15 protein-coding genes are annotated in these 17,269 nt (G+C 49.6%); 6 read left to right on the top strand and 9 right to left on the bottom strand.

Features of this window, described 5'->3' with window-relative positions; genetic code table 11:
• Positions 1-16: 16 nt before the first annotated feature.
• Together GmarT_RS17490 and GmarT_RS17485 are read right to left on the bottom strand one after the other, a co-directional pair.
• Entirely contained in the window at positions 17-1,651 is a 1,635-nt protein-coding gene (locus GmarT_RS17490) for an arylsulfatase (RefSeq protein WP_002645639.1), read from the bottom strand.
• Between the two features lie 112 nt (positions 1,652-1,763).
• Entirely contained in the window at positions 1,764-1,991 is a 228-nt protein-coding gene (locus GmarT_RS17485; RefSeq protein ID WP_002645640.1) for an ECF-type sigma factor, read from the bottom strand.
• Between the two features lie 559 nt (positions 1,992-2,550).
• Between GmarT_RS17485 and GmarT_RS17480 the strand changes: the two genes are divergently transcribed.
• Positions 2,551-3,744, top strand: a complete 1,194-nt coding sequence (locus GmarT_RS17480) for a PP2C family protein-serine/threonine phosphatase (RefSeq protein WP_002645641.1) — start codon at positions 2,551-2,553, stop codon at positions 3,742-3,744.
• Positions 3,745-3,814: 70 nt separating this feature from the next.
• The gene (locus tag GmarT_RS17475; RefSeq protein WP_002645642.1) at positions 3,815-4,732 is read left to right on the top strand and encodes a bestrophin family protein; all 918 of its coding nucleotides are present in this window, start codon (positions 3,815-3,817) and stop codon (positions 4,730-4,732) included.
• A gap of 8 nt (positions 4,733-4,740) precedes the next feature.
• On the opposite strand, the gene GmarT_RS17470 is transcribed toward GmarT_RS17475, so the two are convergent.
• The 4 genes from GmarT_RS17470 to GmarT_RS17455 all read right to left on the bottom strand — a co-directional run bounded on the left by GmarT_RS17470 (position 4,741) and on the right by GmarT_RS17455 (position 8,056).
• On the bottom strand, positions 4,741-5,178 hold the full coding sequence (locus GmarT_RS17470) for a DUF695 domain-containing protein (RefSeq protein ID WP_149303034.1): 438 nt from the start codon (positions 5,176-5,178) through the stop codon (positions 4,741-4,743).
• Positions 5,175-7,130, bottom strand: a complete 1,956-nt coding sequence (locus GmarT_RS17465; RefSeq protein WP_149303032.1) for a sodium/solute symporter — start codon at positions 7,128-7,130, stop codon at positions 5,175-5,177. The genes GmarT_RS17470 and GmarT_RS17465 overlap by 4 nt, the downstream gene beginning before the upstream one ends.
• Entirely contained in the window at positions 7,127-7,432 is a 306-nt protein-coding gene (locus GmarT_RS17460) for a DUF485 domain-containing protein (protein WP_149303030.1), read from the bottom strand. The genes GmarT_RS17465 and GmarT_RS17460 overlap by 4 nt, the downstream gene beginning before the upstream one ends.
• Positions 7,433-7,651: 219 nt before the next feature.
• On the bottom strand, positions 7,652-8,056 hold the full coding sequence (locus GmarT_RS17455) for a ComEA family DNA-binding protein (protein WP_149303028.1): 405 nt from the start codon (positions 8,054-8,056) through the stop codon (positions 7,652-7,654).
• A 216-nt stretch (positions 8,057-8,272) separates the two neighbouring features.
• Between GmarT_RS17455 and GmarT_RS17450 the strand changes: the two genes are divergently transcribed.
• Positions 8,273-9,244 carry an alpha/beta hydrolase gene (locus GmarT_RS17450; RefSeq protein WP_149303026.1) on the top strand — a complete coding sequence of 324 codons (972 nt, stop codon included), beginning with the start codon at positions 8,273-8,275 and terminating at the stop codon, positions 9,242-9,244.
• 33 nt (positions 9,245-9,277) lie between these two features.
• Here GmarT_RS17450 and GmarT_RS17445 read toward each other — a convergent pair whose 3' ends face one another.
• The gene (locus tag GmarT_RS17445) at positions 9,278-10,171 is read right to left on the bottom strand and encodes a hypothetical protein (protein ID WP_002649770.1); all 894 of its coding nucleotides are present in this window, start codon (positions 10,169-10,171) and stop codon (positions 9,278-9,280) included.
• Between the two features lie 492 nt (positions 10,172-10,663).
• On the opposite strand from GmarT_RS17445, the gene GmarT_RS17440 reads away from it, so the two are divergent.
• Both GmarT_RS17440 and glgX read left to right on the top strand, forming a co-directional pair.
• Positions 10,664-11,206, top strand: a complete 543-nt coding sequence (locus GmarT_RS17440; protein ID WP_002649772.1) for a hypothetical protein — start codon at positions 10,664-10,666, stop codon at positions 11,204-11,206.
• A gap of 504 nt (positions 11,207-11,710) precedes the next feature.
• Positions 11,711-13,807: a glycogen debranching protein GlgX gene (glgX, locus tag GmarT_RS17435; RefSeq protein WP_002649773.1), complete on the top strand. Its 2,097-nt coding sequence runs from the start codon at positions 11,711-11,713 to the stop codon at positions 13,805-13,807.
• Positions 13,808-13,818: 11 nt separating this feature from the next.
• On the opposite strand, the gene GmarT_RS17430 is transcribed toward glgX, so the two are convergent.
• Positions 13,819-14,586, bottom strand: coding sequence for an undecaprenyl-diphosphate phosphatase (locus GmarT_RS17430; protein ID WP_002649774.1), 768 nt, complete (start codon positions 14,584-14,586; stop codon positions 13,819-13,821).
• 328 nt (positions 14,587-14,914) lie between these two features.
• On the opposite strand from GmarT_RS17430, the gene GmarT_RS17425 reads away from it, so the two are divergent.
• Positions 14,915-15,316, top strand: a complete 402-nt coding sequence (locus GmarT_RS17425; RefSeq protein WP_002649775.1) for a thioredoxin family protein — start codon at positions 14,915-14,917, stop codon at positions 15,314-15,316.
• Between the two features lie 104 nt (positions 15,317-15,420).
• Here GmarT_RS17425 and GmarT_RS17420 read toward each other — a convergent pair whose 3' ends face one another.
• Positions 15,421-17,256 carry a GTPase gene (locus GmarT_RS17420; protein WP_157159015.1) on the bottom strand — a complete coding sequence of 612 codons (1,836 nt, stop codon included), beginning with the start codon at positions 17,254-17,256 and terminating at the stop codon, positions 15,421-15,423.
• Positions 17,257-17,269 lie beyond the last annotated feature (13 nt).

Genomic DNA, 17,269 nt, shown 5'->3' with positions numbered 1-17,269 from the left:
AGAAGAGATGCGTGGTTTACTTTTTACGATAAAAATCGGGACCCTTGCTGCGATATCCAGGGGGAGGCAGTTGCTCCCAGGGGACGACTCCCACTTTCTCTGCCCAGGCCTGCCAGACATCTGCGAGCGCGGCAGATCGCTCCGGTTGTGATTTTGCCAGATCATTTAATTCACTACGATCCTGACTCAGGTCGTACAGTTCCCAGTCGTGCTGATCTTCTTTGACCAGTTTCCAGTTTCCCTCGTGAATGGCTTTGTTGCCTTCATGTTCCCAGAAGAGTGTGCGCGGTTTGGTCTGTTCTGGATGGTGAAAAGTCGGCAAGAGGCTGATGCCGGCAAGCGGGGTGATCTGTTTTCCGTTTCGAGTTTTGGGATATTCCGCTTTTGTTATGTCAACAAACGTGGCCAGCAGGTCAACGACGTGCCCCGTCTGTTGTGTCCAGTCGCCGGTCTGTTTGATCTGTTCCGGCCAGCGGGCAATCAGGGGCGTCGATATGCCCCCTTCATGCATCCACATCTTATGAAAGCGAAACGGCGTGTTGCTGGTATTGGCCCAGCCTACTTCAGCACAGCGAAAGGATTCGCGAGTGCCTGTGACTGCGCCAGGCTGGTGTCCACGGTCGATGTATTCGGCACTGGCACCATTGTCGGATAAAAAGAGGACCAGGGTATTGTCAGTGGCTTTCATTTCGTCGAGTTGTTGAAGTACCTGGCCGATGCCTCGGTCCATGCTGGTGATCATGGCGGCGTAGACGGACATCCGCAGATCCCATTCCTGCTGTTCTGTTTCCGTAAGTGATTCCCAGGATTTGGCATCGGGGTCGCGCGGGGAGAGCGGGCTGTTGATCAGTCCCAGGTTCTGCATTTTCTGATGGCGTTGTTTGCGGAACTGATCCCAGCCTTTCAGATATTTTCCTCGATAGCGGGCAATGTCTTTCGGCCAGGCATGCAGAGGGAAATGAGGCGCCGTATAAGCGAGGTACATAAAGAAGGGTTGCTGCGGTTGATTCTGTGCATGGTCTTTCAGGTACTCGACAGCCCGCTGGCTGAAGGCATCGGTGACGTAATAATCCTGCTGCGGAGGTTGAATATGTTGATTGTCTTCGTAGAGTGGTCGGGGGGCAAAATAGTTACCACCTCCCCCGGTACCATAGGCGCGTAAGAAGCCTCGTCCCAGGGGCCAGTTTTCATTCGCTTCCCGCATCCGGTAAGTCAGATGCCATTTGCCGACGTGATAACATTGATAGCCTGCCGGCGAAAGGACCTGGGGAATGCTGACACAGTGCTGGTTGAGTTCTCCTTGATAGGCGGGCAGTTTGTCGTTCCGGTTCATCCAGCCGATACCCGCCTGATGCGGATACAGGCCGGTCATGAGAGAGGCACGCGTCGGGCAGCAGCGACCGGCATTATAAAACTGTGAGAACCGGAGCCCGTCTTTCGCCAGTTGATCGAGATGGGGAGTCTGGATTTCCGAGCCGTAACAACCCAGGTCGGAAAACCCCAGATCGTCGGCCATGATCAGGATGATATTAGGAGACTTTGCCTGACAGGGGATTGTTGGAATAGCGGATAGAAGCGGGCAGAGCAGAAGCAGCAAAACAGGAAAGTTCAGTTGGCAGAATACATACTGTGAGTTTCGATTCTGGTGCATGATGTTTCTGTTGGTCCTTTGCGTGAGCGTCCGCATTCGAAACTGTTTTGTGTCAATTAAATTGTAGCTGATTCAGAAACGTATTGTATTTTCCTGATGTGAATTCTGTTCGTCAACTCTCTGGTGGAACCAGTGCCGTTTCATCTGGATCAGAGAACGATTTTCGGATCAGGTTGTTTTTGCGTTCGATTCGACGGATACTGCAGTTCAAGGCTTTGGAGATCTCCGCGTTGGTCATGCCGGCCAGTTTCATCGAAACAATGGTCTGACACTCCAGGTCCAGTCGTTGTGATGCTTCCTCAAGTTCGAGTCTGACCTGATGATTGACTTCGTGGAACACAATCTCTTCGAAAAGTGCCTCGAACGGAGTATAGATGCGAGAAATACTCTGGCAGACTCCCTGTTATCAATTATCACTTCCGGGTTTGGAGAGAGTCAATGAGCGAACTGTCTTTTCAAGATATTCCAGGATCTTTAATTAACCTGATTTATCCTTCCCCCTTCGTCTGAATTCTGCTTCTGGCAGGCAGTTTCGGTTGCTCTACAATTCCGGAGATTCTCTGGCTGTCGGGATTCAGGTCAGAGCGACGCAAGCGTGAAATGCAATCGCATCAGGCTCGAAGCGGGAACAGACTTCTTTTCATCTTTTTTGATTCATCAGTTTATGACCGCGTCCTTTTGTCAAACGCATGAGGCTGTCAAATGTCGATTATTCAGCGCCCAATGGACCAGAATACGATCAAACTCTGATTGCGATGAGAATGTACATAACTGTTGATTTGAATGAGTAATCTCTTCCTAAATGCACTGTTGCCGGTAATTTATGTCGATATTGGAAGATTAATTTTATATGATGGAACAGTTAATTTATTCTGAATTCGATTTTAATGGGGCCACATATGCGAATTCTGATTGGGTGGGATAATCCCGATGAATGCGAACTCATGTCTCTGTATCTGGGAGTGAGTGAGAATGAACTGGTAATCTGTGCGACACCCGAAGACTTCATGTCACAGGTACAGGAACAGCATGACTGGGACATCATACTGATGTCGATCATGTCTCCTGATCCGCAAACCGCCTTTGATCACTTTGAGCAGATACAAAAGAAGCACCTGGATACGCCCATCGTGGGAGCCTGTCCGACCCAGGGGACCTTTCATGTCGCCCGCTTCTTAACGGCCGGCATGCGGGCTTACATTATCCGCGATGAAGGCGGGGACTTCATGTTTCTGCTGGAAACCACATTACAGAGCGTCGTGGATTCTGTCCGCGCCGAGCGCGAACGTTTTGTGGCGGAGCGTCTGCGGGAGGAAGTGGAGTCTGTGCGCAAGCTGCAGGAATCAATCATCCCGACCAACCTGATTTCCCCCGACCGGTTTGATGTTACTGCGCGGTATGAATCTTCACAGATTCGCGTGTTCGGTGGTCAGCCGGTCACGCTGGCGGGAGGGGATTATTACGATGTCTTTATGCTGGATGATGATAATCTGGTGTTACTGGTCGGCGATGCTTCGGGGCACGGCATGAAAGCCTGCATGTCGATCATGACCATGCATACGCTGGTGGGAATGATTCGTTCCAACAAATATCTGGATACGGCTGCCTTCGTGAAAGATGTGAATAATCGACTGTGTGACCAGGCGATCGTAAATGATGATGGGGGTTTTATCACGCTGCTCTATGGAATCCTGAATTCCAAAACAAATGAATTTCAATGGACGTCCGCGGGTGCACCAATTCCAATGATTCAGGAACTGGAAACCAATCAGGTGCGCGAACTGGGGACACTCGATGATGGGGGGCTGCCCCTGGGGATTGTACCAGGTGCAGAATATGATATTCACACCTCCGTAGTTCCACCTGACAGTCGCCTGCTGATTTTTACAGATGGTCTGGCGGAAGCATTTCCCGGAGAGAAAGAGACATTCGGCGAATTTGGAATACCCGGAATCATGCAGTCATTACAGTCATCGCGGAGCCAGAATCTGGAAGAATCACTTGAAAACCTGTTTCGGGATTCCAATGCTTTTACAGACGGATCTGGCAGGCACGATGATACATCAGTTGTATTATTAGAGCGAAAAAACTAGAGTTCCTGTATTAATTTGAAACGAACTGAACGGATAAGTTTGTCTGGTTTAATGCAGGGTTTTCGGTTTTATGGCAGCTGATGCAGAATTGAATCTCTCGTTTATCGAGAAGAAATTAGGTACGCTCGGACGTATTTCACTTTATGCAGGGCTGGTCGGGGCTTACAGCCTGATACCTGTGGTCAAAGAAAACCCAGGTTGGCTTCACGACCTGGGTTTATCTGAAACACTAAGTGATGAAATCGAACAGTTCGGAGATCTGTCTTCCAGTCTGCATGGAATTCTGGGGCTGGTGCTGGGCCTGTTGCTGGTGTTTCGAACGAACAGTTCTTACTCCCGCTGGTGGGAAGCCCGTAAGCTGTGGGGCCGCCTGGTGAATGTGACCCGGAACATGGCGATCAAATTTCGCGAGTTCACCAACTTCAACCGCGATGAACTGCGGGAACTGGCGGGAATTATTGTCGCGTTTCCCGAAGCGCTACGCGATCACCTGCGTGAAGATGATGACTTTGACATGTTTCCGGAACTCGAACAGATCGATCCTCCACCACGTCATATTCCAGCTTATATTGCAGACCTGATCTACCGTCGCGTGATAGGCTGGAAACGTTCCGGGCTGATTGACGGTGATGAATTGCGAATCATCGATACCGAGGTTCGCGAACTGATGGAGATCTGCGGCGGTTGCGAGCGGATTCGCCGAACGCGGCTTTCGCCTTCCTATCGGCTGTTCGTGCGCCACTGTATTACGCTTTACCTGTGTACGCTTCCCTGGGGACTGGTAGAAGACTTCGCACTGTGGACGGTACCACTGACGGTCATCATGGCTTATTTCATGATCGGGATTGAAGTCATTGCACACTCCGTGGAAGAACCATTTGGTCTGGACGAAGACGACCTCGACCTGGATGGTCTGTGTATTACGATTCGATCCACGGTGAATGAGATTCTGGATCGCTTCGGTAAACAGACAGATAACCCCACCTGAGTCTCGGCCTATTCCGTGACCTGTTCCATGAAGTTGGTATAGGCGTACCAGTCGGGATCGGCTTCTGTATGGAACTCGATCGGAAGAGGTGCTGCCTCAGCTAGCGTTTCGTTCAATACCTGCAATGCCTGGTCTGCATCACGCAGGTACCATTGCCACTCACAGATCTGGTTACCGGTGATCAACATGGTCAGGTGTCCCAGGCCTGCTTTCAGCCAGATCTCGACCAGTAGTTCTTCAAACTGGTTCATCTGCTCCTGATCTTCCGGACCGGGCATGCCAGTTTCGTTGGGCGAAGTATACGACCAGATGATTTCTACCCGGGCGGGAAAATCAGACGTACCGAGGTCCTGTGGGATTGCCGGCAGGAGGCGAAACAGGACGGTGAACTCATCCTCCATCGCGGTTGCCGTGAGCCATTCCTGTTCATGTGGTTGATCTGTCAATTGACCGACTCCTCTGTTTTGGGCTGTGTCAATAACGAGACGACAATCAGGACAATGAAGCCCAGCGGGATGGTGACGAGTCCTGGTTGACTGAAGGGAACAATGGCTGTTTCAGGATCCCATCCATAGATACCTTTGTAGGAGTCGGCACTCAGCAGAATCCAGCCCAGTGAAGTGATCATGCCGGTAAAGATGGCGACGGTAATTCCCTGCTTCGTGGTTTTAGGCCAGAAGAGCAGCATCACCAGAGCCGGCAGATTCGCCGACGCCGCCACACTGAAGGCCCATCCAACCAGATAGTTCACGTTGAATTTTTCAAACAGAATGCCCAGGATAATGGCAATTACTCCGACTACAACCGACGCGATTTTGGCGATGCGGACTTTGGCGAAGTCATTCATTTCAATTTTCAGAAAGCTCGACATCAGGTCGTGCACTACTGCACCGCTGGATGCGATAATCAAACCGCTGACCGTTCCGAGTACCGTGGTGAAAGCAATCGCAGAGATAATCGCAAACAGCCAGTCGCCGATACTTTTTGCCAGTAGGGGGGCAGCCATATTGGAGTTAGTGACATCCATCGCGCCACTGGTCATGGCTCCCAGCCCCATGAACAGGGTCAAGATATAGAAGTAACCAATACTGCCGATCCCGACAATCGTACTTTTACGGGCACTGGCCTGATCCTTCACAGTGTAGTAACGAATCAGGATGTGTGGCAGTGATGCGGTTCCGCAGAAGAGCGCCAGCATCAATGAGAGGAAGTTGAGTTTTTCATAAAATTTATCCCCACGAATACCGGCAAACTTGGGATGGTTGCCGGGACTGAGGACTTTTTCCCCTGAAGTCGGTTTAGGGAAATAAATCGTCAGCGCTGAACCGTCTTCTTCTTTAATGGATTCAGAACCCCAGAGAATGATTTCACTTTCCCGAATGGTACTTAAAAAACCGGTCAGTCCCAGTGGACCAGTTTCGGTTTTGTCACCGGGTAGTTTGCTGATCCGACCGACAGGATAAAAATCAGTTTCTCCCTCGCCAGTCCCCTGCGGCAATCCATTGATAATGACCGCACCCTGGGAAGTGGTCAGTTTGTATTGGGTTTCGGAAAGAAAATACTGTTGTTCTTCATTTTCGGAAATTTTCCAGTAAGAGTTCTTACCGTCCTGTGTCAGTTGCAGGAATCCTTTTTCTGCCCATGCACCCTGATCGAGAGAAGTCAGTTTGTCCTGATCGGTCAGCTTGAGTTCTGATCTCCATTGCTTAAGATCATTCTCTGCAACAGGCCCGAGGATCTGGAACTGGTGTGTGCTCTTGCCGTCGTTGACCGGTTCGGTGGAAAGTCCACGCTGTAGAATCAGGACTGTGAGAATCGTGCTGAAGATGACGAGCAGAGAGCCTTTGAGAAACTGCACATAAGTTGTACTGACCATCCCTGCTGTGACCACAATCAGGATGACAATCGTTCCGACCATCAACACGCCAACATAGTGTGGAAAGCCGAGCAGGGGAGTGATCAGTGCGCCGGCACCAACCATCTGGGGGATCAGGTAAAAGATACTGACAGCCAGCGTACTGATGGCGGCGGCAAGTTTGATACCTCGTGACTGGAATTTACTGTCGAGCGCATCGGCGAAGGTAAAACGCCCCATGCGTTTCAGTGGTTCTGCAATAACGAACAATGCGACGATCCAGCCTGCCAGGTACCCAATGGAGTACAGAAACCCATCGTATCCATAAAAGGCAATCATGCCACAGATACCGAGGAAGGAAGCGGCTGACAGGTAGTCTCCTGCGAAGGCCACCCCATTCACAAACCAGTGGATGCCACCGCCGGCAGCGAAATAACCTTTCGCTGATTTGGCTTTGGCTCCCAGCCAGAAACTGAGCCCGAGGGTCACGGCAACGATGGCGCCGAAGATTAAGACGGCCATCAGAGAGGGTTCATAAATCATGATTTTGCCTCCCCGTTCTCTGCTGTCGGGGAGTCAATTTCATTACGGCACATCCAGCCATATATCATGGCCAGCAGAAACGCGGCGATGATCAGGGTAAAGCCATACACGATGGCCAGGTTCAAGCCGGCAAAAACCACTAATTCCATCCGGGCAGGCGAGAATGTATTCAGAAAAACAAATCCGCCGTACAACACCAGATAAACCATGAAGAGTTTGAGACCCAGTCGCGTGTTTCGCGAAATGGTCTCGAGGCTCTCTTTTTCATCTGGCTCGTTGGAGCCATGATCAAAACCTGCCATAAGAAGTAAACCCTTTAGATGAAACGCTATTTCGGGCAAGATCAGCCAGAAAGGCTGAATCTGGATAAATGATTGAAATGACTATTCAACCGTGATTCGGGTGTGGAATCAACTGACTTCAGAACGGGAGCAGCAAAGATATTGAAAAACGGCTCTTTTAGACAGGGAATCAGCGGACTTCCTCTTTCAGACGCTGTACAAGCCTGAACAAAATCAGATTCAGTCACTGGGAGTTTTCGAAGAGGAATTCAAAGCCAGATGCTTACGATTGGCATTCAGTTTCTTTTCTCCGATGCCTTTGACGTTCAGCAAGTCATTGATGGAAGCGAATGGACCATTTGCTTCCCGGTGGGCCACAATTCGTTTTCCCAGTGAAGTGCCGATACCCTCAAGTTGTGCAAACTCCACCCAGGTTGCCTGATTGATATCAACCTGATACTCGTACGGGAGATGGGGCAACCGCCCGATTTCAACCGCTTCTGTTCCCCAATGTGACATCTGGATCAAGTGAATCATTGCAGCTACAAGGATTGCGACGAACAGGATTCCTAAAAAATACTGGTCATCCCTTTTCAGGCCGAGGAAAGGGCGTGATGGGGGTTCGTTGGTTTCCTGCTCCTGCATCGGCGGTCTGTTCTCGCGTTGAAGAGTGATGAAAAAGTACTGAGAAATACCGTGTCCGGAAAGGAAAGGTCTTGAAAAGCGAGGACACTATTTGACCTCACTGAGAATAACCCATAGAATAAAAGTATAGTTCAACAGAATTATTGCCTATCCAGTTCAGATTGTATCAACAAGCTTACAACCACAGAGAATTTATTCCAACGTTGAGGGGGTTCCGTGCGAAATCTTTTACATTGTATGAAACACACACATTTGATCTGTTCGGTCTTCACGTTGCTTTCCATTTCGCTGATGAGTAATGGCGTGGTCTGTGCGCAGTCTGATACTAAAGGTCCGCCAAAACCTCAGGAAATGACATTAACGGCACAGGGGGGGTGGCCGATTGCGATTACCTACTATGAATCCAGTAATGCCTCTGATTCCCCGGTAGTTGTATTGCTGCATGGTAAAGGGGGAAGCAAACGGGTATGGGATCAGCAGTTTGCATCTATCCTGCAGCAAAATGGTTATGCAGTTGTTTCTGTGGATTTACGAAAGCATGGAAAAAGTAAGTTGAATGCCGCCGATGCAGGAGGCAATCAGAATCAGAAAGGGAATTCCCGGGATAAGCTGACCGCTCTGGATTACAGGGGGATGTTGGCCCTGGATATGGAAGCTGTCTGGAAGTTTCTTTACGACGAGCATCAGAAAAAACACTTAAACATGCAGAAGACGGCAATCATTGCTGCTGATATGAGTGTGCCGATTGTCTTGAATTATGCACTGTATGACTGGAGTAAAATTCCCTATGACGATGCTCCTGTGCTGGCAGCTAAAACTCCTAAAGGCCAGACGGTAAGAGCACTGGTGCTGATTTCGCCTGATACCAGTGTGCCTGGAGTCTCTGGAGCGCTTGCCGCAGTAAAAGTCAAGGACCCAATATTAGGGATGGGTTTTTTCGTGTGTACGGGGGCCAGCGACTCCCTGGATCGTGGTGCTGCCAAGAAGCTGTTTACGCAATTGTCTTCTTCACAGGATTCGAGCGAGCGGATGTACTTCAAGGAATATCCAGGCAAGTTGCGAGGCACTGATATGCTTGGAAAGCGTTTGGGACTCGAAGTGGATATCTTAAAGTTTCTGGATAAGCATCTGAAAAAGCTGCAGGGTGAGTGGTCTGATCGTCGTCCCCGCTATGACCGGGATGAATAAACTCACCACCGTGATTTGAGGGGGCAATGACTGTCAGGCTGCTTTTTGCGAAGGAGTGTCATCCTGACAGGTATTCTCGCACACGGACAGGGGATTCGAGGCAATTCTGTCTGACAGTATCGCGATTTCAGTCTTAATTGCATTGATTTCGCGTTCTTTTTCCAGCAGGATGGATTCCAGACGTGTGATCCTTTTTTCCGGATTGCGTTGCAGGAGTCGGTTGATGACATCCAGCATGAGAGCAGCCCGGTAGAGCTTCATGACCAGGCTCTTTAAGCGAAACATTCGTGCCGACTTCAGAAGTCCGGCCATACGAAACGCCCGCAGGAAGGCAATCATCGGCAGGCAGATGACGGCCAGATCGATCCAGTGTTTGCGGCAGTATTCGATACGTTTCTTTTCGATTGAAATCATCACGATGAATTCGAGAGTGAATGCAAACCAGATGAACCCGGTCGCGAGTGCAGTGATATCCGCCAGAAGGGGGCTGGCTTCAATCTGCTTCTGCCAGTAATTCTCCACAGCAAACAGAGGTAGCACGAGCAAGGCTATCACCAGCATCGGGACGGAAAAGGATTTTCTCACCCGTTCCAGAAATGCCTGATTCACTTCTCGCCACGCCAGAAGGGGAAACCAGATGGCCCGCCCTGTCATTTGATCTCGTGCGCAAATTCTGAGAGGGGGCGCCAGGCAATAGAGCAGGTTAAATTTCCAGCGGGGACTTCCCAGTGCAATATGCGTGACCGCTTCAACGACAAAGCAGGGGTATAGCAGGAACAGGCACCAGTTGCAGATATTCAATGCGATTCCCGGTGATTCCAGATTAATGAGATGTAGCGTGCCTGCAAAAAATACAAGAAACAGAATGGAGCAGCAGAACATGGGGGCTGCTGCAAACTGGTCTACTTTTTTGATATACCGATTCATGGTTCTCATCACTGGAAATGGGGATGGGTGCGAAATACATCCCAATGAAAACGTCAGCTGGGGCGAAGGTTTATATTGGATATCGGCAAGAGCGTCTATTCAGAATAACCGGACCAGCCTGGTCGCAGAAAAAAGAGACCAATCAATATGATGACAGAATGGAGCGGTCAGAATCCATGTAAACGCTGTTTCAGATTAGCTGATCCGTATAGATTCTCCGGATATTTAACCTGTGTTATTGAATGTGTCTCAAAGTGAGGTGTGTTTGTAGAAATGATGTCGTAATTGTTACAAAAGTTGATGGATTGTGTTGCGGATATGATTCTGGTACTTGTGACGCGGTTTTTGTAAGTTGTATTATTGTAACGTGATAAGTGAGGTAAGTTCTGTTTTGGGGGTTGTTTTGGCACGGCGAGTGCATAAGTTTCTGAATACCACGATGTGGTTTAAATGATAACAGAAACTTGTCTTTTCAAAAGTGGAGAAATCTCAATGAAACGTTTACTTACAGCTTTGGCAATTTGTACCGCGGCAGTTGTGATGCTGTCTGGCGATTCTCAGGCCGCTGAAACTCAGACTGCTTTTTTTCAACCTCGTCCCGGTGGTGTGGTTGACGTGATTACCTCGCCATTTCGTGCATTAACACAACCGGTCAGTTACCGGACTGCACAGCAAACCTATCGCCCCTATTACGGCCAGGCCTCTTATGGCAGTACGAATTGTGTGAATGGGGTCTGTTATCCCACCAGTAATTACTCCAGTTACAGTAGTCCTTGCGCTTCTGGTAACTGCGGGACAGGAATGGCATGTCCCGGTGGTAACTGTGGGACTGGTTACAATAATGTTAGCTGCCCTGGAGGAAACTGTAACTTGACTCAATACCGTTATCCTACGCAGAGTTACAGTGGGTATCGTGGAACAGGTCTGAATAATATGCAGCAATACCCTGCCTATCGTCCCGTAGCCCAGCCTGTGTACCGGACCTCTGTGCCGACGTCTACTAATTCTATCCGAAATGATCCATTTTTCCCTTAATTCAAGTGTGATTCTCACAAAAACTGGTTCAAAACTACAGGATGAATAATGTGGTTATGCAAACACTGAGCTGCTGGACTGTTCCAGCAGCTCAGTTGTCATTTTTGGAAAATTACTCTGGGTAAAGTTGTTTTACTTGTTAAACTAACTACAGGTGTCAGTTAATTTATGTATAAACTGACTATTGGTTGAATAAAGTGCAAAACGATCTTTCTCTCGATCATAGCTTCATCCAATTACAGATTTTGAGGTTCTCGATTTCAGTATAAAAAAGAATGATCAACTACAGGCAGGGACGTCGAAGTATAGAATTAGGGATAATGGTTAAAATTTAATGGCGGTTGCTTCTGTCCGATGACATGAGGTGACAGCTGTTTGGGAATATTAAAGACATGTAGCTGTATCGGACGGAAAGTTCTGATTTCTTTTTTTGGTGCTCAGGAGAAGATTCCTTAATTTTCAAATTAAACGTTTGATGCAGTCATTGTGAGGAACAGGACAGTAATGGGTCGCGAATTGGTACACTCTCTCAGCTCCCCGATTCATTCCATGCATACATTTTCCTACGGCGCGGTGCCGCAGGACAACGGGGTGCTTTTTTCTGTTTACAGTCGATCAGCTACATCCATGTGGCTTCTGCTGTACAATCATGTTGATGATACAGAGCCTTCGGAAGTCATCCGTTTCAATCAGGAATATGGGCGTCTCGGAGATATCTGGACTGCATTCATATCCGGCATTGGTCCAGGTCAACTTTATCACTTCCAGGCGGATGGTCCCTTTCAACCGGAAATCGGTCAGCGGTTTGATAAACGGGCACGACTGATTGACCCCTATGCAAAAGCGCTTGCGGGTAATTTTCAACCCTCATTAGATGGTATCGTAAGGCCTCCCAAATGTGTGGTCGTCGATGATCAGTTTGACTGGCAGGGAGACCGGCATGTCCGTCACCACCTGGCAGACACGGTGATTTATGAAATGCATGTTCGTGGTTTTACCAATTCGCCTTCGAGCGGAGTAGAGCATCCCGGCACTTACCTGGGTGTTATCGAGAAGATCCCGTATCTGATTGATCTGGGGGTCACCGCGGTCGAGTTAATGCCGATTCACGAATTCCCGATGAATGAGGCTGATGGTACATTCACAGACCATCAGAACTATTGGGGCTATGAAACTCTGGCGTTCTTTGCGCCACACCGTGGTTTTGCGACGAATTCAGAACCGGGGGGGCAGGTACGAGAATTCAAAGAGATGGTGCGGGCGCTGCATAAAGCCGGCATCGAAGTCATTCTGGATGTGGTATTCAATCATACTGCAGAAGGCAATGAAAACGGCCCGACTCTCTCATTCCGTGGATTGGAGAACCAGGTTTATTACCACCTGGATCAGGGTGGGAAGTACTATAAAAACTATTCCGGTTGTGGAAACGCAATCAACGGAAACCATCCGGTAGTGCGGGAAATGATCTTCCATTGTCTGCGGCACTGGACGTGTAACTATCATATTGACGGATTCCGTTTTGACCTGGCATCGATTTTGAGCCGAGACCGTAGCGGTCATCTCGTTCCCAGTCCTCCGCTGGTGGAAGCGATTGCAGAAGATCCATTGCTTGCCGATACCAAGCTGATTGCCGAAGCCTGGGATGCTGCCGGTGCTTATCAGGTCGGATCATTTTCCCACATCCGCTGGGCGGAGTGGAACGGTCGTTACCGGGATGATATCCGTCGATTCTGGAGAGGTGATGTTCCCACGCTGGGAGATTATGCCACGCGTATTTCGGGATCGAGCGATCTCTATCAGGAGACGGGGCGCGAACCCTTTCATGGCGTCAACTTTATTACCGCACACGATGGCTTCACGCTGAATGACCTGGTGAGCTACGAACACAAGCACAATTATGCCAACCGCGAAGATAATCAGGATGGCGAAAACAATAACATCAGCATGAATTTCGGCGTCGAAGGGCCGACTGATGATCCTGCGATTATCGGAATGCGTGAGCGTCAGATAAAGAACATGCTGGCGACGCTCTTTCTGAGCCAGGGAGTCCCGATGCTGCTCTCCGGTGATGAATGCCGCCGAACTCAGCGTGGGAATAACAATACCTACTGTCAGGACAACGCCATCTCATGGTTTGACTGGTCACTGGTCAACAAGTACAAAGGCCTGTATCGGTTCTGTAAGGAACTGATTCATTTCCGGCTGTGTGAGCCGACTCTGAGGCAGAAAAACTTCCTTACCGGTCAATCAGATGGTGTTGAAAAACTGCCTGATATCAGCTGGTATAATGTCATGGGCCAGTCTGTCGACTGGAGTCATGATAAGCACTGCCTGTTATGTATTCTGGGGGCAAGGCATTCCTCAAGACGGGTACGCGATGGTTCTGACTTGATGATTCTGGTGAATTCCTCACCCGATCCACAGGCATTTGAATTGCCTGTGGGGATCAAGCCTAAGGAGTGGAACCTGACGATTGATACGTCGGCCCGTTCTCCGCTGGATATTTACCCCAAGCGGGATGGAGCGACGCTGTATCCCCGTGTTGCCGTACTGCCGCCACGCTCACTGCGTTGCTATGTACGTCGGGGTGGTCGTAAATAAACCGTTGATGGTCAGATCAACTGCATGATTACGATGAGGATTCCCAGGGGAATGCACCAGTACGCGAAGTAGTGCAGCTTGCCTTTTTCCAGCCAGCGCACCAGCAACCAGAGGGCCACGACTCCCACCACTGCTGCGATCAGTGCGCCGGAGAGTAAGAGGTTCAGTGGTGTGCTGAGGTGCTGGTTCGAAATGATTTCCGCCGTCTCCAGAATAGTGGCACCGGAAATCGCCGGGATCGCAAGTAGAAAAGAGAAGGTGGCAGCGGACTGCCTCGACATCCCTGTGAACAGTCCAGCAACGATGGTGCTCCCGCTGCGTGAGATTCCCGGCAGAATGGCGATCGCCTGCGCCAGTCCTATCAGCAGCGCCTGCTTGTAGGTGATTTTTGTGTAACTTTGATCGTTCTGAGGGATGCGAGGGATCAGCAACAGGATCAGGCCGGTCACAGGCAGCATGCAGCCAGCCAGCAGGGGGCTCTCCAGAAAATGCTCTGCATATTTTTTGGCAGTCAAGCCAATGACAACGACAGGCAGTGTGCCCACGAGCAACAGCGGAATGACGCGTAGGTCCTGACTTACGAGCCGGAAGATCGTTTTGTGATAAAAGATCAGGATTGAGAGCAGCGTTCCTGCGTGAAGCACGATATTCACATCAGTCTGATCTGCCTGGATCTCCAGCAGGCTCTCCACGATCACCAGGTGCCCGGAAGAGCTGATGGGCAGGAACTCGCTGATTCCCTGGATGATGGACAGCAGTATCATTTTTAACCAGGTCATGATGGTGTCTTTTCAAGGAAACAGGAAGAGATTGGCATCGACCAGTCTTGAGACTGATCAGCGTTGATTGATCCCAAAGGCATTATAATGTCACGATGCCCTGGAGTTTGAAGTGATGTAAGTATTTATATAGATAAGGAATACAGAATGTGAAGGTTGTTGATTCTAAATGAAAATCGTGGGAGTCTATTGCAGAGACTCTATAACGAGGAATCGGAATCTTGTCAATTTGAGTCGAGTTTAACGGTTGAACGGGTTAGATTGAGTCGCTATTGTGGTTGCCTACTGTAAATGAGGTTTCAAAAGTCTTTAATTGTAATGGATCACAATGAATACACTCATCCCAGCAACACTGGTGTTATCTCTTTCATTAGCACCAGCTCAGTCAGTGGAAGTCCCTGCGTTACCTGACAACGTCATTCAACTTTTTAAAATGGAAGAAGATGTCTCCCGCCATCAGCTGTTACTGTTTACCGCAAGCTGGTGTCCTGCCTGCGTGCAGATGAAGAACAATGAATTTCCCGCGCTCAGAAAACAGAACTGGGAAATCAGTGAAGCGAAATCAAGCCATATCCGCGTGATTGATGTCGACCAGCACGCAGATTTGACTGATAAGTATAATGTGCAGTCACTGCCGACGTTGATTCTGATTGTCGATGGGAAAGAAGTCAGTCGTTCCGGTTCATTGAATGCCTACCGCATCGCTGAGATGTTCTATAATCGCAAATAGACTGTTTCGAGTATAGCTGTAGCGACTCCAGGACCAGTTGATCGAGTATCATTGATGGAGAGACGCTATGGTTAAAGGTGACGCGCTCTGGACAGCATTCAGGTTTAGTGAGTTGCTTGAGAGCCGATGTGCTTAATCGGCTCGTTTACTTTCCAGGAACCTAAGATTCTGGAAGATGCGATTTCAGAGCGAAGCTGATGTACTTCTCCCTGCATGCGTTCCAGTGAATGCTGTTGAGAGTAGATCTGACGGCACTCGCGTTCCAGGTGGGGGAACAGGCCGTGTGACAATCTGGTTTTGGCTAGATGGTCTGCCAGTTGATTGATTTCCTGTTCCAGCCCCCGTTTCAGTTTGCGGGTAAACATCATGACCAGAAACCCGGTCCAGATCAGGAAAATGACTCCCGCGGTGACGTAGAAGTCAATTGCCAGGATATTCGATTCGTCGAGGAACGAGTCGTAGAAAAAGTTTTTTCCGATGCGCGCGAGTGCATAGACGACCAGTGCCAGAAACAGGGTTTCATACACACAACGGGTAAACCAGCCTGAGTTTTTATGCGTCAGTCGGGTAATAATGCTGTCGATTTTGGTGCCGGCGTCATTCAGGAACTGTTCTTCGACATGCGCGGCTTCGGTCTGCAGGGATTCCAGTGAGCCGATCTGGTGTCCTTCGGGAGGGTTAAGGCCTGCCGCCTGGGTATATCCGTCGATCAGCAACTGTGATTCGCGTAGTTTATTATCATCCAGTCCGAATGAACCAATCCGTTTCAAGCGGTCATCCGCCGCTTGTTCCTGTTGCCGATTTCCCAGCCAACGAGCACCCTGCAGGGCACCGATCAAAGCGACCTGTGCCGAATTTCTGGCACGGAACAGGCTGGCTGAAGCGACCAGATTTCCTAGTCCATTGTATAGACGGAGCATCAGGGAAAAAGGGCTTGAGCCCCAGGAATCCGAGACGCAGGAAAGGAGTCTACGTTCCCAGAGGTTGCGGCTGACAAGTAGTTCCGTACGCAGTTCCTGTGACATTTGTTGCGTGAGAACAGCCTGCTGTTGCTTCAGGAATGACTCGAGTTCCTGTACTGCCGGCAGTGCGTTTTTGATTTTACCTGCACAGTGGTCGATAGCATTCTGCATTAATTCCAGCAGGTTGGCGCGCCGAACCTGAAGTCGTTCCGACTTGCCGAGCTGAGAACTTAAAATGTTCTGTAATGCAGCGAAATCCGGATCGGGGGTTCGGTCTGCCAGTTGATCTTCCAGTGCTTTGACCGAATCGACAAAGAAGATTTCCGGTACTTCAAACTGCTGTGAAAGCTGCTGTTTCCAGTCTTCGCGAATGTCCTCATCCAGTCCGGCGTGTGTCTGCACGAAAATCAGTCGCCGACCGATGGCTGCTTCGATCAGCTCTTCAGAGACCCGCGCGGAGCGATATTTCTGCTGTGTTGAGGTGTAAAGTAAAATGTCACACAGCGGAATAATGTGTTGCAGTCGGGTCAGGTTGTTTTCTTCGAAGTTAGATTCAGATGTATCCGGGTCCGGGCAGTCGATCAGAATGATGTTCTGCAACTGATCCAGTTTTTTCTGTTCGACTTGAAACTGGCTCAGGTCCAGCCCCAGACGATCAAGGTCTGTTTCCGGATGCGCGATCAGGACCGGTTTTGTTGTTGTTGGTCGCTGGCGTCCGGATGACGTGCAGTACGATCCGATCAGTGCATTGACCAGGCTGCTTTTTCCTGTTCCCGTTCCGCCAAAGGTGGCGATGACCAGGGGAGATTCCAGTCGAACGCGGAGCATTCCCAGGCGGGGCAGGAGTTGCTGGATCACTGCCTGGCATTGTTGTGCGGTTTTCCAATGCGTCTGCTGCTCACTCCATTGTTTGAGCTGATGGATCAGGTTGTCCACAGCTGCCAGCATTTCAATTTGTGCTAATTCTGATGTAGGCATGGTTTCTGTCTTT

The sequence above is a fragment of the Gimesia maris genome (assembly GCF_008298035.1).
Lineage (GTDB): Bacteria > Planctomycetota > Planctomycetia > Planctomycetales > Planctomycetaceae > Gimesia > Gimesia maris.
Note: the sequence above shows the minus strand (reverse complement) of the source record. Positions and strands in the feature narration are given on the sequence as shown.

Coding starts and splice junctions, on each gene's coding strand:
- GmarT_RS17490 (WP_002645639.1), bottom strand. CDS start 1,651: ATGCACCAGAATCGAAACTCACAGTATGTATTCTGCCAACTGAACTTT.
- GmarT_RS17480 (WP_002645641.1), top strand. CDS start 2,551: ATGCGAATTCTGATTGGGTGGGATAATCCCGATGAATGCGAACTCATG.
- GmarT_RS17475 (WP_002645642.1), top strand. CDS start 3,815: ATGGCAGCTGATGCAGAATTGAATCTCTCGTTTATCGAGAAGAAATTA.
- GmarT_RS17465 (WP_149303032.1), bottom strand. CDS start 7,130: ATGATTTATGAACCCTCTCTGATGGCCGTCTTAATCTTCGGCGCCATC.
- GmarT_RS17460 (WP_149303030.1), bottom strand. CDS start 7,432: ATGGCAGGTTTTGATCATGGCTCCAACGAGCCAGATGAAAAAGAGAGC.
- GmarT_RS17455 (WP_149303028.1), bottom strand. CDS start 8,056: ATGCAGGAGCAGGAAACCAACGAACCCCCATCACGCCCTTTCCTCGGC.
- GmarT_RS17445 (WP_002649770.1), bottom strand. CDS start 10,171: ATGAATCGGTATATCAAAAAAGTAGACCAGTTTGCAGCAGCCCCCATG.
- GmarT_RS17440 (WP_002649772.1), top strand. CDS start 10,664: ATGAAACGTTTACTTACAGCTTTGGCAATTTGTACCGCGGCAGTTGTG.
- glgX (WP_002649773.1), top strand. CDS start 11,711: ATGGGTCGCGAATTGGTACACTCTCTCAGCTCCCCGATTCATTCCATG.
- GmarT_RS17430 (WP_002649774.1), bottom strand. CDS start 14,586: ATGACCTGGTTAAAAATGATACTGCTGTCCATCATCCAGGGAATCAGC.
- GmarT_RS17425 (WP_002649775.1), top strand. CDS start 14,915: ATGAATACACTCATCCCAGCAACACTGGTGTTATCTCTTTCATTAGCA.
- GmarT_RS17420 (WP_157159015.1), bottom strand. CDS start 17,256: ATGCCTACATCAGAATTAGCACAAATTGAAATGCTGGCAGCTGTGGAC.